Origin of the sequence: Nostoc cf. commune SO-36 (assembly GCF_023734775.1) — a bacterium.
GTDB classification, from domain to species: Bacteria; Cyanobacteriota; Cyanobacteriia; order Cyanobacteriales; family Nostocaceae; genus Nostoc; species Nostoc commune_A.
The window spans coordinates 6,690,590-6,703,400 of the sequence record NZ_AP025732.1 but is presented as its reverse complement, the minus strand read 5'-3'; the positions used below and the strand labels follow the sequence as shown (position 1 = coordinate 6,703,400).

At 43.8% G+C, this 12,811-nt stretch carries 10 protein-coding genes and 2 pseudogenes; all 12 read right to left on the bottom strand.

Annotated elements, in window-relative coordinates; translation table 11 throughout:
- Window positions 1–5: 5 nt before the first annotated feature.
- The 12 genes and pseudogenes from bioF to ANSO36C_RS30140 all read right to left on the bottom strand — a co-directional run bounded on the left by bioF (window position 6) and on the right by ANSO36C_RS30140 (window position 12,796).
- On the bottom strand, window positions 6–1,169 hold the full coding sequence (gene bioF / locus ANSO36C_RS30195) for an 8-amino-7-oxononanoate synthase (RefSeq protein WP_251957760.1): 1,164 nt from the start codon (window positions 1,167–1,169) through the stop codon (window positions 6–8).
- Window positions 1,162–1,344: a hypothetical protein gene (locus ANSO36C_RS30190; protein WP_251960498.1), complete on the bottom strand. Its 183-nt coding sequence runs from the start codon at window positions 1,342–1,344 to the stop codon at window positions 1,162–1,164. The genes bioF and ANSO36C_RS30190 overlap by 8 nt, the downstream gene beginning before the upstream one ends.
- Window positions 1,283–1,916 (bottom strand): annotated as a pseudogene (gene ruvA / locus ANSO36C_RS30185) (Holliday junction branch migration protein RuvA). The gene ANSO36C_RS30190 and the pseudogene ruvA overlap by 62 nt, the downstream one beginning before the upstream one ends.
- Window positions 1,916–2,675, bottom strand: a pseudogene (locus tag ANSO36C_RS30180) (sucrose-phosphate phosphatase). Before ANSO36C_RS30180 ends, ruvA begins: the two co-directional pseudogenes overlap by 1 nt.
- A gap of 162 nt (window positions 2,676–2,837) precedes the next feature.
- Window positions 2,838–3,878 (bottom strand): hemolysin family protein, encoded by a 1,041-nt coding sequence (locus ANSO36C_RS30175; RefSeq protein ID WP_251957759.1) that lies wholly within the window; start codon window positions 3,876–3,878, stop codon window positions 2,838–2,840.
- 899 nt (window positions 3,879–4,777) lie between these two features.
- Entirely contained in the window at window positions 4,778–5,188 is a 411-nt protein-coding gene (locus tag ANSO36C_RS30170) for a response regulator (protein ID WP_251957758.1), read from the bottom strand.
- Window positions 5,189–5,220: 32 nt separating this feature from the next.
- Window positions 5,221–5,544 (bottom strand): sensor histidine kinase, encoded by a 324-nt coding sequence (locus tag ANSO36C_RS30165; protein WP_251957757.1) that lies wholly within the window; start codon window positions 5,542–5,544, stop codon window positions 5,221–5,223.
- Window positions 5,429–8,503: a PAS domain-containing protein gene (locus ANSO36C_RS30160; protein WP_251957756.1), complete on the bottom strand. Its 3,075-nt coding sequence runs from the start codon at window positions 8,501–8,503 to the stop codon at window positions 5,429–5,431. Before ANSO36C_RS30160 ends, ANSO36C_RS30165 begins: the two co-directional genes overlap by 116 nt.
- A 333-nt stretch (window positions 8,504–8,836) precedes the next feature.
- On the bottom strand, window positions 8,837–10,783 hold the full coding sequence (locus tag ANSO36C_RS30155) for an APC family permease (protein WP_251957755.1): 1,947 nt from the start codon (window positions 10,781–10,783) through the stop codon (window positions 8,837–8,839).
- A gap of 451 nt (window positions 10,784–11,234) precedes the next feature.
- Window positions 11,235–11,672 (bottom strand): PIN domain-containing protein, encoded by a 438-nt coding sequence (locus ANSO36C_RS30150; protein ID WP_251957754.1) that lies wholly within the window; start codon window positions 11,670–11,672, stop codon window positions 11,235–11,237.
- A gap of 2 nt (window positions 11,673–11,674) precedes the next feature.
- Entirely contained in the window at window positions 11,675–11,890 is a 216-nt protein-coding gene (locus tag ANSO36C_RS30145) for a hypothetical protein (RefSeq protein ID WP_251957753.1), read from the bottom strand.
- A 300-nt stretch (window positions 11,891–12,190) separates the two neighbouring features.
- The gene (locus ANSO36C_RS30140; protein ID WP_251957752.1) at window positions 12,191–12,796 is read right to left on the bottom strand and encodes a Uma2 family endonuclease; all 606 of its coding nucleotides are present in this window, start codon (window positions 12,794–12,796) and stop codon (window positions 12,191–12,193) included.
- Window positions 12,797–12,811: the final 15 nt, after the last annotated feature.

Sequence of the window (12,811 nt, the reverse complement as noted above, 5' to 3'; positions counted from 1 at the left end):
ACGAGTTAACAGATATCTTTCAGCACTGCTACTAATTTCTCAATCTGCACTGCTTCATGAGTTGCCATCAAAGATATTCTAATCCGACTTGTGGGTACTGTGGGAGGACGAATTGCTGGGGCAAAAATGCCGGCATTTCTTAGCTGTTTTCCAGCTTTGAGGGCATCTGTAGCACTTGGCAATTGAAAACATAGTATAGGTGATTCTGAAGGCAGTAATTTTAAATTAGGTAACTGTTGCTGGAGCAAATTTTTTAAGTAACGTACATTTTGCCACAAATTAGCACGGCGTTGTGGTTCTTGTTGCACTATTTTGATTGCTGCTAAGGCTGCGGCTGTGTCTGCTGGTGAAAGCCCAGTGGTGTAAATCCAAGTGGGTGCGCGGTTCCGCAAGAAGTCAATTAGAGCGCTACTTGCTGCCACATACCCACCTAAACTACCCAAAGCTTTACTCAAGGTTCCAACTTGAATTAATTGCTTTCCTGTACATCCAAAATGTTCAACACATCCAGCGCCAGTTTTTCCTAGTACTCCAGTGGCATGAGCTTCATCGACTAGCAGCATACAGTTAAATTCATCAGCGAGATCCAACAGTGCTGGCAACGGACATAAATCGCCATCCATGCTGAAGACGCTATCAGTAAGAATCAAACAGCGTCGGTAGTTTTGTCGCTGTTGACTCAACTGAGTTTTTAATACTGCAATATCACAGTGTGGGTATTCTACAAATGCTGCACCGCTAAGAATCGCCCCATTTTTCAGACTGGAATGATTGTATTGGTCAGAGAAAATTAAATCACGCTTACCAACAAGAGCGGTAATTGCCCCCAAATTGGCTAGATACCCGGAACTAAATACCAAGGCATCTTCTGTTTGTTTGGTAGATGCGATCGCCTCCTCTAATTCCCTGTGTAATCCCCGATGCCCACTGAGTAATCTAGAACCAGTGCTACCAGTGCCAAATTCAGCGATCGCAGCGATCGCCGCCGCAATTAATCGCTGATCTCCCGCAAGCCCTAAATAGTCATTGCTGGCAAAATTAATTACCTCTTGCCCAGCTAAAACCACCGTTGCACCCGGACGACCATTGATAGGTTGTACCGAACGATACCAGTCTGCCCGATGAATTGTTGCTAAGGACTGTTCTAGCCAAGCATAAGGATCAGTCATTGGGCATTGGGCATTGGGCATTGGGCATTGAGTAGATGAGGGGGATGTAAAAGGATGAGGGGGCAAAGAGAATAACCCATGCGCCATGCGCCATGCGCCATGCCCAATGACAATTAAACTTGTTCGCTACTGAGATGAGCGATCGCTTGTTTAATCCAATCTTCGACATAGGCATCTTTGGGTAGTCCGATGTCTTCGCTGACCACATGATAAGGCGTGACTGACCTCATGGGCAGTGTATCCCAAGGCAAAGAGGGTCATTTGCACTTCTTCGAGAATTCCTGGTGCTGGGCCGCCTGTGGCGACGAAGAACCCGGCTGATTTGCGCCACTCGACCAATTTGCTTTTGAGTTCCAAACAGATGCGTTCAGCGATTTTTTTGCCGACACCGGGAGCCTGAATTAACATTTGTGTGTTGCCAGCGATAATTGCTTGGACTAACTCTGGTAGTTCCAGAGTGTCTAGGAGTGCGATCGCTAAGGCTGCACCAATACCTGTGACAGTCAGCAAGTGGCGAAATAAATCGCGTTCGGCTGGTGAAGCAAAGCCATAAAGAAAGGGCACTTCTTCGCGAATTTGCAGATGAGTAAAAATTTGTGTTACTCCTCCCGATTCTGGTAAATGGTTTGCTAGGCGTTGGGGAACTTGCAAATCATACCCCAAGCCATTCACTTCCAGAGTCAGAATCACGCGACTAGCGCCAATTGTTTGGATACCAGCGACTATACCTTTTAAATAACTAATCATTACAAGAGACCAAAATAATGTAAGCCTTCAATAATTCCACCTGCACAAAAACATGAAGCCAGGTAGCGGTGTTCGGCGGGATGCTCATTGTGCCATTGGAGTAACTCTTTTCGGGCATTCCCCACAATGATTCCCCGTTCGTTGCCTACAGCAAATAAAGCAATATCATTACCTGAATCACCACAGACAACTGTTTGTTCTGCTGCAAATTTCCACTTCTGGCGTAAAAACTGCATTGCCTGACCTTTATCGCTGCTATGGGGTACAATGTCAAGGTCTATTCCGCTACTGTAGATTAACTTTACATTTAATTTAGATTTCTGCAACTCTGCTTCAAGTTGTGAGAGAAGGTTTACAGAGGTTTCTTGTTCTAAAAAAAAACTCACTTTGAAGGGACGCTGCTCTGAATCTGGTTGCCGAACTAACCCACGGTATTTTTTAGTAATAGATAATACAGCTTCCCGATCCCATCCCGGAGAGAGGATTTCTGACCAATCTGAGTCAGCAGTATCAGTACCATCAAGGTAAATTTCTGTACCAACAGACAAGACAACGGCATCTGGTTGCAAAAGATTTTTTTGAGTTTGGAGTTCTTTATAAAGTACAGGCGATCGCACCGGTAGAATAAACAATTTTTGTACCATATTCTTGCCGATGTTGACTCAGCAGTTGATTGAGTTCTGGCAAAGCGCTATCATCGCCCACGGTGCGATGTACGAGGGTATCATCTAGGTCGGTTACAAAAAGAAATTTAGCCATAACCACTTTTTAATGCTTCGTTTTCCATCAAAAAGTTTATGTCCTTTTTGCACTTATCTAAAAAAAACATGATGTAGTAGGGGTGCAAGGTCTTGCGCCCCTACAAATCTAGATGAAGCCTAGATCCCCCCTAGCCCACGCCTGTCGAGAACCGCTATAAGGTTAATTGTTAACATTCATAGACTGCAACATTTTTTCTCGCTTCTTGCGGGCAATTTCTTGCAAGTCAACAGTTCTATCAGTTTCATCTACAATTTCACCAGTTATCACCTCAAGCACATCTTCCAAAGTGATAACACCAGCGATGCTTCCATATTCGTCCACCACTACTGCAAGATGTTCACGAGCTTCTATGAAGTTTTTCAACAGTTTATCTGCCCTAATTATCTCAGGGACAAAGTTCACTTTTCGAGTCAGACTAGCAATTTTTTGATTGTTACTTCCTTCAACCATCGCTGTCAGTAAATTCTGTTTTAAAGCATATCCAATGACTTCATCAAGAGATCCATCTATTACAATAATTCGGTTGTGTTGGGACGCAATAATGTTGGCTTTCGCTTCAGTAAGAGTCATATCTCCGTAGATATATGTCAGCATGATTCGGGGTGTCATTAAATCAGATGCAGTCACATCATTTAATCTGAACACCCGCTGAATCATTTCTGCTTCCTCACTTTCGATAATTCCCTCTTGATGCCCAATCTTCGCCAACAGCTTTATTTCAGCCTCATTGGTGGTCGGTCGTTTTTGCCCTTTAGAAAAAGGTGCAGTAACATTCTCTAGAACCCAAACTAAGGGAGTGAAAGCAATAGCAAGTCCAGCCACAGGTAAAGCCGCAAGTATGGCAATTTGCTCAGAATAACGTTCTCCAATTGTCTTGGGGATGATTTCACCAAAGATGATAATCAAGAATGTTAATACTCCTGAAAATACACCAAGCCATTGATCTCCTAATACTTGAGTAGCAACACTACCTGTGAGAATACTGCCAATGATATTGAAAGTATTGTTGAGGATTACAATAGCCGCAATAGGTCGATTCATGTTTTCACGAATCGCTAAAAGTGTTACTACTGAACGGTTATTTGATTGTGCTAATTGTCTGACTCTTAGGGTCGAAACAGAGAACAGGGCCGTTTCTACACTAGAACAAAGCGCTGAACCTAAAAGAACAACAAACACAATCAATACAAGCTGTAGCATATAATTTCCCAAGTATTGGGAAGCGAAAGTTGAGCTTAACTGATAGCAAGAGGAGTTGCTATTTTCTTATCTTTTGAGTTTACCGCTTTCCTATTTTAAGCTCATCGTCCGGGAAGGCTTTGCTCCCATAGTACTAGATTTTCCGCTTGTAGGTACTTCGTTCTCAAGCAAAGCCTGGGAATACATTCATTGAGCCTCTGACTCAATCTTTAGCCTCTGGTAAGCCATTCCTATGCAGAACATGAGAACAAGAGAAGAATGGAAAAATCGAGCTTTTTTCGACTTGTGTGTACACGGTAGCCTTAAAAAAGGGGGGAACCGGAGTCAAAGTCCCCCTTTTTAAGGGGGATTTAGGGGGATCTAAAATTTTTGATACCGACAATAGTACTTTTCAAACATCCTCTAAAGCCCTTTTTTTAATGGGGTTGGGGGATCTGAGTGCGTAAGTCTTAGTTAAATTTCCGGTAATAAATAGATTTATAAGTTCATTACAATGATTGTTACAAATGCTTAAACGTTTCTTATACATGGAAGAGCATTAGCTGCAAAGCATTAAGCATTTGCAGCAATTAATTATACATTTGCTGCAAATACTTAAGCCTTTCTTATACATGGAAGAGCATTTGTTGCAAAGTATTAAGCATTTGCAGCAACTAAGTATACATTTGCAGCAAATACTTAAGCCTTTCTTATATATGGAAGAACATTAGCAACAAACGTTCAAATTTTGACAACTAATGTTTAAAATTGAGCGATGTCTACAGAGACGTAGCATCAAAAAACAATGTAGAGAGGTAGTAAGACTGTTCCAGTACTACTGGGGTTTTGCATTTTGAACTCAAAGTTTGGTTTTGGGGAAGGGTAAGGGTTAAGGGTTTTTAATTTCCCCTTTCCCCGACTTATGCAAGAAGTCTATTGTGTGCCAGTGCCACCACAGCTTGAACTAACTCTTCTGGATTAAGGGGCTTGGTAACGTGCCGTTGATAGCCACAGGTAATGGCTTGCTCGTAATCATCAACTCTGGCATAAGCAGTCAAAGCGATCGCGGGAATCTGTCCGCCTTTTTCAGCAGTTAAAGCGCGGATTTGTTGGATCAGAGTATAACCATCAACTTCGGGCATTCCAATATCACTCACTAAGACATCGGGTTGAAAGGACTCTAGGTTTGCTAAAACTTCTGCCGCAGAAGTAACAGTCAAGACTGTAGCTCCGTATTCAGTAAGTAATACTGTTAATAGCTCACGGGCATCGGCATCATCATCAACTGTAAGAACTCGAATCCCCGTGAGTTTGAGTGCTTGTTGTGACAACTCATTTGTCTGCTTGATTTCCGATTGAACATTCAGCAGTGCAACTGGACTGTAAAAGTAGCCCCCAACCCTTCGCCAGGACTATTAGCTGTGATAGCCCCCCCGTGAGCCTCAACCAACTGGCGGACGATCGCTAACCCTAATCCTAATCCGCCAAACTTGCGAGTAACTGAAACATCTTCCTGACGAAATGATTCAAACATATAGGGGAGAAAGTCAGGGTTAATACCTTTGCCAGTGTCACTGACGATAATTTGTGCCTGATCCCCAACTCGCTCTAATCGAATTTCTACCCGTCCCCCTTTGGGAGTAAACTTGATAGCGTTGGAAAGTAAATTCCAAACGATCTGTTGCAAGGCGGTTAGAATCTCCAGAGACTTGTCCCAATATTCGCAGTACCGGATGCAACAGAATTGATTTAGCAACAGCCGTTGTACTTACTGTGTCAATTGCAGATTCAATCACAAATGCCAGATTTACAGGAGCGGCATTGATGCTGAGTTTACCCCGCAGAATTTTGGCCACATCGAGCAAGTCATCAATCAGTTGAGTTTGCAATTTCGCGTTGCGTTCGATGATGGCTAAGGCTTCGGCTGTTTTGGTTTCATTGAATTTGCGGGTTTGCAGCAGTTTTGTCCAGCCGAGAATCGGGTTGAGAGGCGATCGCAATTCGTGGGAGAGAATGGCAAGAAACTCATCTTTGATCCGATTGGCGCGTTCTGCTTCTGCTCTGGCTGCTTGCTCTAACTGGAATAAGCGATCGCGTTCAGCCTCCAGTTGTTTTTGCGCTTCGATATCAGTTGCACTGCCAAACCATTTGACAATTTGACCTTGCTGATCTTTTTGGGGAATTGCTTGGTGTAGATGCCAGCGATATACACCATCTGCCCGCCGCATTCGACCTTGGGCTTGATAAGAAGTACTGTGTTGTACTGCCTCGCTCCACTGTTGAGCCATAATAAGTACATCGTCTGGATGGACAATCTCTTTCCAACCCCTTGTCTGGGCTTGTTCTGGCGTTAACCCTGTGTATTCCAACCAACGTTGATTGGCATCGAGTAACGCTCCTTCCGGGTTGGCTGTCCACACTAATTGTGGGATTAATTCTGCCAAGCAGCGATAGCGTTCCTCGCTTTGGCGTAATGCCTTCTCTACCTGTTTGCGATCGGTGATGTCTCGTGAAATCAACAAGATTCGTTCCATCTCCCCGGAAGCATCCAAAATCGGGCTAACGACCACTTCCCACCATTTGGGAGTACCTTTTACGGTTGGGCAGTATCCGCAAAAAATGCTGATTTCGCCGATTTGAGCGGCAGCGAGTGCCTGTTCTGCCTGTTGCCGATCGCTGTTTTCCCAAAAACAGAGCCATTCAGTATTGAGATAGGAATCTAAGTCGTCAATTTCCATCAAACACATTCCACCTGTATTCATGTACAGGAGCCGCCCCTCTAGGCTTAATACCTTGATGCAGTCAGAACTGCTATCTAAAATGCGGTTTTTAAATTCTTCACTCTGGCGCAAAGCAAGCTCTGCCTGTTTGCGATCTGTGACATCATGATGAATACCTGCCATTCGCAGGGGATTTCCCTGTTGATCGCGCGAAACTACTTTTCCGTGGTTGGCAATCCATTTCCACTCCCCAGACTTGGTTAACATCTGATATTCAAATTTGTAAGACACCGAATCGTCCTGAAGATGGGCATTCAACCGTTCCATCACCCAAACTTTATCGTCAGGATGAATTAGTCGCTCCCAACCGCTAAAGTCATCCGGTAACTCTCCTTTTTCATATCCGAGCATTTCCAGCCATCTGGGACTTAAATAATCTTCATTAGTAATAATGTTCCAATCCCATAGACCGCCACCAGAACCTTCCAGAGCCATTTGCAGGCGTTCTTCACTGTTTCGCAAAGCTTGCTCTGCCTGTTTGCGTTCGCTAATGTCTTCGGCAATCCCAGCAAATCGATAAATCTCTCCTGTTTCATCTCGCAGGGGAAAGCAGCGATCGTGAACCCAACGAATACTACCATCGGCTAAAATAATCCGATATTCCTCATCAAATTGACCGACGACAGCTTTTTCATGAAACGCTCTGTCTGTCAATTCTCGATCTTCTGGGTGAATACGATCAATCCATGATTGTTGTCCTTGATACAATTCCTCTGGGTTCAATCCCCATAAGTGTTTGTATGCAGGACTGACATAGCTGACTCGATTTTCCGACGCTTCTCTGAGCCAGAATACTACATCAATATTTTCTGCGATCTGCCGGAAACGTTCTTCACTCTCCCGTAATTCTGCTTCTACCCGTCTGCGCTCGGTCAGTTCATTCTGTGCCTGCTGATAAAGTTCCGCTTGGCGAATTGCAATGCTAACTTGAATCGCTAGTTCTTTGAGCAAGTCAATCTCTAAGGGTTGCCACCTTCGAGGAGTTTCACAGTTATGAGCAATTAGCAATCCCCAAAAGTGGTTATCGTAAATAATCGGCACTACCAGATTAGCTTTTACTTGAAACTGAGCCAACAATTCAACATGACAGGGATCGATACTGCTATCCTGAATGTCAAATATTGCCGTTACGTAACCCTGACGATAGCGTTGGATATAATTCTCAACAAAGGCGGGATCGTAGGTGACAGTTTCCAGTGGATTCCATGCCAGATAGTTCTCAGCGAGGCAGGGATCATAGATAGTAGATGAGAGCAGCGATCGCCACTGTGCCCCAACTGATTCTGCGATTACTGTGCCATCCCCGTCAGGTTTTAACTGAAAAACCAGAACGCGATCGGTGTGGAGAAACCGCCGGACTTCAGCTACGGTTGTCTGGAGAATTTCATCCAAATTCAGCGATTGATGAATTTGCTGAGTAATATATGAGATTACGGAATCTCTTTCAATACGTTGTTGTAGTTGGGTGCGTAGCCGCGCTGTTTCAATTGCCCCATTGACTGCTATTTGCAGCCCTTCTGGGCTAATTTGCTCTTTGACAAGATAATCTTGTGCGCCCGCTTTCATCGCCTGAACTGCGATCGCCTCATTGCCCTGCCCCGTTACAACAATTACAGGTAGGCATATCCCTTGGCTTAGGGGTTGCAATTGTGCGAGAAATTCCAGCCCGTCGAGATCGGGGAGTCGGTAATCAAGTAAAATAACATCAGGCTGATGTTGCTGCCAAAGTTCTAGTCCTTGACGTCCCAGGGTTGCTTCAAAGATTGTATAAGAATATTCGCGATCGCGCCGCAAATACCGCCGATAGAGTTCTCGATCTTCTGGGGAATCATCGACAATTAAAAGGGTGCGCTGTTGCTGAGACATCGTGAATTAATGGAGGGGATAGAGTTAAGCCCCACATTTGGCAGGTTATCACAGAGAAATCTATTTTATGAATACTCCTAGAATCATGATCTACGTCAGGATTTTACCACATCCCTATTTTGTACCTTGGGAAAAGTTTGATGATGAAACTTGCAAAAAATAGGCCTTGCATGTTTGCGGGATGATTTTACTATTTTTGTGGGATGGGCATCTTGCCCGCCTTTGACTATGGGCGGGCAAGATGCTCACCTTTGTCATTTGTCATTCTCCTTCTGCCTCCCCTGCCTCCCCTGCCTCCCCTGCTCCCCTACTCCCTGCCCCCTTGCCTCTATCTCAACCCCCAACATGAATCCCAGGACGCTTATGCGGATCCTTTTCAGCCCGACGGAGTACTTCACGGGTAACTACAGCAATGTCACCTTCACCAAACAAGATAAAACGCAGTAAGTATTGTATGGGGTTTCCCTCAACCCAACCGAAGTAAGCATGGGGAATCTTACCTGTTTGATCACGAATATAGAGTAGTAAAGCTGCGATCGCATTGGGTACTGCGGCACTCTCAGCCCGGAGGATGCGATAATCACCAACTTGCACCCCTTTTACTTTGATGATATCGGCAAATTCCGAAGCATCTGATACCTGAATCTCTAAAAAAAGAATTGGATCGTTGGGGGGAATATGGTTATCCTCGCGTACCTCTTTCTCTTTTAAAAAATACTCGAGAACATCACCCTTATTCAACCGATTTGCAATCAGTCGGATTGCTCCCTGGCTCTCTTCGGCAAGGAATTGACCAGCAAGTTCGTCAACTTCGATCCGGTCTGCTCGTAGTTCTGTTGAACGCCAAACACGAGAAACCAGGGAGGTAAAAATGATCGTGCCGATAAAAAACCCAGCGATTCTAATCCCTTCTGGTCTTTCGATGATATTGACAATGGTGGTGTATAAAAATAACAGTGTGATGATGGCAAATACAAGTCTTGCCCGTTTCTGGCTATGACGGTGGGCTGATAAAGTTACGGCAAAGGCGGCTGAGGTGATTAACACCAGTACACCAGTTGCGTAAGCCCCACCTTGGGCTTCCACGTTTGCTCTGAAAATAATTGTGACAACAAAAGCGATCGCTGTGTAGACCAACACTAAAGGACGTGTTGCTCGTGCCCAATTGGGGGCCATGCCATAGCGTGGTAGGTAGCGAGGTACAATATTCAGCAACCCTGCCATTGCTGATGCACCTGCAAACCACAAAATAGAAATAGTACTTAAATCGTAAATTGTGCCAAAACCATCACCCAAATGCTGATGTGCTAGGTAAGCAAGGGCCCGTCCGTTAGCTTTGCCCCCAGATGCAAATTCTGCGGTTGGAATCAGTAGAGTGGTTATAAAACTAGTGGTAAGCAAAAAGAAGCTCATAATCAGAGCAGCAGTGGTCAGCAGCTTGCGTGTATTCCGAATCCGCCCCTTGGGATGGTGTAGAGTGTCGTTGTTGCTACCTTTGACTAGAGGCATAACAGTAACACCAGTCTCAAAACCAGACAATCCCAGCGCTAGCTTGGGGAATATGAGGAGAGATATGCCGATGAGGATTAAAGGGTTAGAATTGCGGGTAAAAAGTGCAGTCTGCCAATTAGCGATCGCTTCTGGGTGAGTTAAAATTTGATACGCACCAACGTTAACGACAATGAAGTTTAACAGTAAATAAGCTCCCACCAAAACTACTGCAATACCAATCGCTTCTCGGAAACCTCTCAAGAAAACTCCGCCAAGTAATGCAACTAAAATTAGAGTGATTGCGATCGTCTGATTGTGCAGCCAAAGTGGTGTCAGTGGATTTTCGATGACATGGGCTGTGGCATCAGCAGCCGACAAGGTAATGGTAATAATAAAGTCGGTTGCCACAAAGCCTAGTAAGCACAGCACAAGTAATTTGCCTTGCCACCAGGGGAGCAAACGCTCTAACATGGCGATCGACCCTTCACCATGAGGGCTTTCGGCAGCAATGCGCCGATAGATTGGCAATGCTCCAAAGAGCGTCAGCAAAACTAGAATCAGGGTAGCTACAGGAGAAAGAGCGCCCGCAGCCAGTGCTGCAATCCCAGGTTGATAGCCAAGGGTGGAGAAATAATCTACACCAGTCAAGCACATCACCCGCCACCAAGAATGTTGACGATGTGGTTCTTCCTTGCGGTAAGGCCCTTCCTTCTCTCGTCGATCTTCTTCAAGCAACCAGTTGATTAACTGGTTGCCGAGCCGTTTTGTTGAAACAATTGATTTAGCCATCAAATACGGTTGTGTTGCAATCGGCTTTGTGATTTTTTAAGGCTTCGTAGTTTATTAAAATTTTGAACTAAAAAGACATAACACTATATATTGTATGTTAAGCATCATGTCCGATTTACAAAATATATCGTAGATGTTCGTAGCCGTCTGGCGTATCAAGTTAACTTGCAGATTTAAGTATATAAATAAAATAATCATACTCTTGCTTCATGCGATGTCTACGACGGGCTATTCGGCGATCGCACTTCTGATGATAGGGTTAAAGTAGGGAATTACACCATAATCTTGTAAAGGCGATCGCACTTTTGGTGATAGAGTTCAACCAGGCGATCGCACCCCGAATAATCATACTCTAGCTTCATGCGATCGCACTTCTGGTGATAGGGTTAAAGCAGGCAATCGCCAGAGCGAATATTCACTTGTAAAGGCGATCGCAACTCAAGTAACCTCTCTACCTTAATTTAAACGGATTCACAATTTCTAATTGACCAGCTACTATTAACCCATCCTGCATATCTTCAGAATAAAGAATACTTGATCTTGCCGACAGCGCACAAGCAACAATTAAACCATCCCAAAAAGAGAAATTATATCGACTGCGGATATCTGATGCAGATTCAAAAATATTTAAGTTGAACTCTACCACAGTGCAACGGCGATAAAGCGACTGAATCACAGCTTTGATTTGCTCTTCGTTAAAAGCTGCTTTTTTCAGCAAATTAGCAGAAACCTCATTCACAACCTGCGTACTGATAATGATTCCTTCATTTGACGTAATTGAAATAGCAATATTACGTTTTCTGTCTCTTTCTGCCACTTCTATCTTTTTGTCATCAAATAAACGATAGAGCCAAACATTTGTATCAATAAAATATGTATTATCAGTCATAACTAGCGACTGTAAATTTCTTCACGGCTGAGTACACTATTCACTTGAACGGGATTTTCAGTCAACTCATCAATTATGTCCTTTTTTGGAAATGATTTTTTCTGCACCAAAACAATTACTTTAATATCATCTCCTTCTCCAAATTCTTGTTTGTACTCATCAGGAATCTGAATTAACCCATTTTGAATCTTTGCTTGAAACTCTACTGCATTCAACATGTTTAAATTCTCTTATCTAGCTATATAAATCAATGTTAGCTCTATTCCCCAGTTCTCTGATCGGGTTTCCCAAAATCTGAATTGCATTTCTACAGGTTATTTCATTTCCTAATCAAGGCGATCGCCAAGCGCATAATTACGGCTTCTCGCTGCCAAAATTGCATTGCTATATACATAACTCTCGTAGAGGCGATGTCTCTTGATTCGCCGCTTTACATCTACGCACTTATGGTGATAGGGTTAAAGCTGGCGATGTCTACGACGGGCTATTCAGCGCCGCACCTCAACTTTCTCATGCATTTAACGAGGGAGAATATCATTTAAGCGAAGTTGCAACCCAGGTAACAGTGGCGAATTAATTGCTTGATTTAGTCGGTATTGTTGTTGAATATAGGTGTCTTCAACTAATTGACAAATAGTTAATGTAGGTTGTTTAGGTTTACCAATAAATGCTACACCGCCCAATCCCCGATAATCTACAATCCAATATTCAGGGATGCCTAAAAGCGCATATTCCTCAACTTTCCTTGCATAGTCGGTTTCCCAGTTGGTACTAACGACTTCCACCACCAATTTAATTGAGCGTCCAAGAGTAATTACGGGTTCTCGCTCCCAAAGGGGTTCACGATCGAGAACGGTTTCATCAAGAACCACAATATCAGGACGACGAGTTGTAGCTGTATCTGCAAAGGGATAAATTAAACAAGTGCGAGGAATAAACCAGGGGAGTTGTTCTGCAACAAGGTAGATGCCAATTTGGGTTGCAAGTTTACCACTCACCGTTTCGTGAGGGCCGGTAGGTTCCATGTCAACTAGTTCTCCATCTGCTAGTTCATAGCGAGGATTGTCTTGGTATTGGGAGATAAAATCTTCAAATGTGAGAGCTTTTGGGGAGATATATGTCATAAAAGTCAATCTCCT

Bases quoted from the DNA above. Each gene is read 5' to 3' on its own strand.
- ANSO36C_RS30140 (WP_251957752.1), bottom strand. From the start codon at position 12,796: ATGACATATATCTCCCCAAAAGCTCTCACATTTGAAGATTTTATCTCC.
- ANSO36C_RS30155 (WP_251957755.1), bottom strand. From the start codon at position 10,783: ATGGCTAAATCAATTGTTTCAACAAAACGGCTCGGCAACCAGTTAATC.
- ANSO36C_RS30175 (WP_251957759.1), bottom strand. From the start codon at position 3,878: ATGCTACAGCTTGTATTGATTGTGTTTGTTGTTCTTTTAGGTTCAGCG.
- ANSO36C_RS30150 (WP_251957754.1), bottom strand. From the start codon at position 11,672: ATGACTGATAATACATATTTTATTGATACAAATGTTTGGCTCTATCGT.
- ANSO36C_RS30190 (WP_251960498.1), bottom strand. From the start codon at position 1,344: ATGCCTATGTCGAAGATTGGATTAAACAAGCGATCGCTCATCTCAGTA.
- ANSO36C_RS30145 (WP_251957753.1), bottom strand. From the start codon at position 11,890: ATGTTGAATGCAGTAGAGTTTCAAGCAAAGATTCAAAATGGGTTAATT.
- ANSO36C_RS30160 (WP_251957756.1), bottom strand. From the start codon at position 8,503: ATGTCTCAGCAACAGCGCACCCTTTTAATTGTCGATGATTCCCCAGAA.
- bioF (WP_251957760.1), bottom strand. From the start codon at position 1,169: ATGACTGATCCTTATGCTTGGCTAGAACAGTCCTTAGCAACAATTCAT.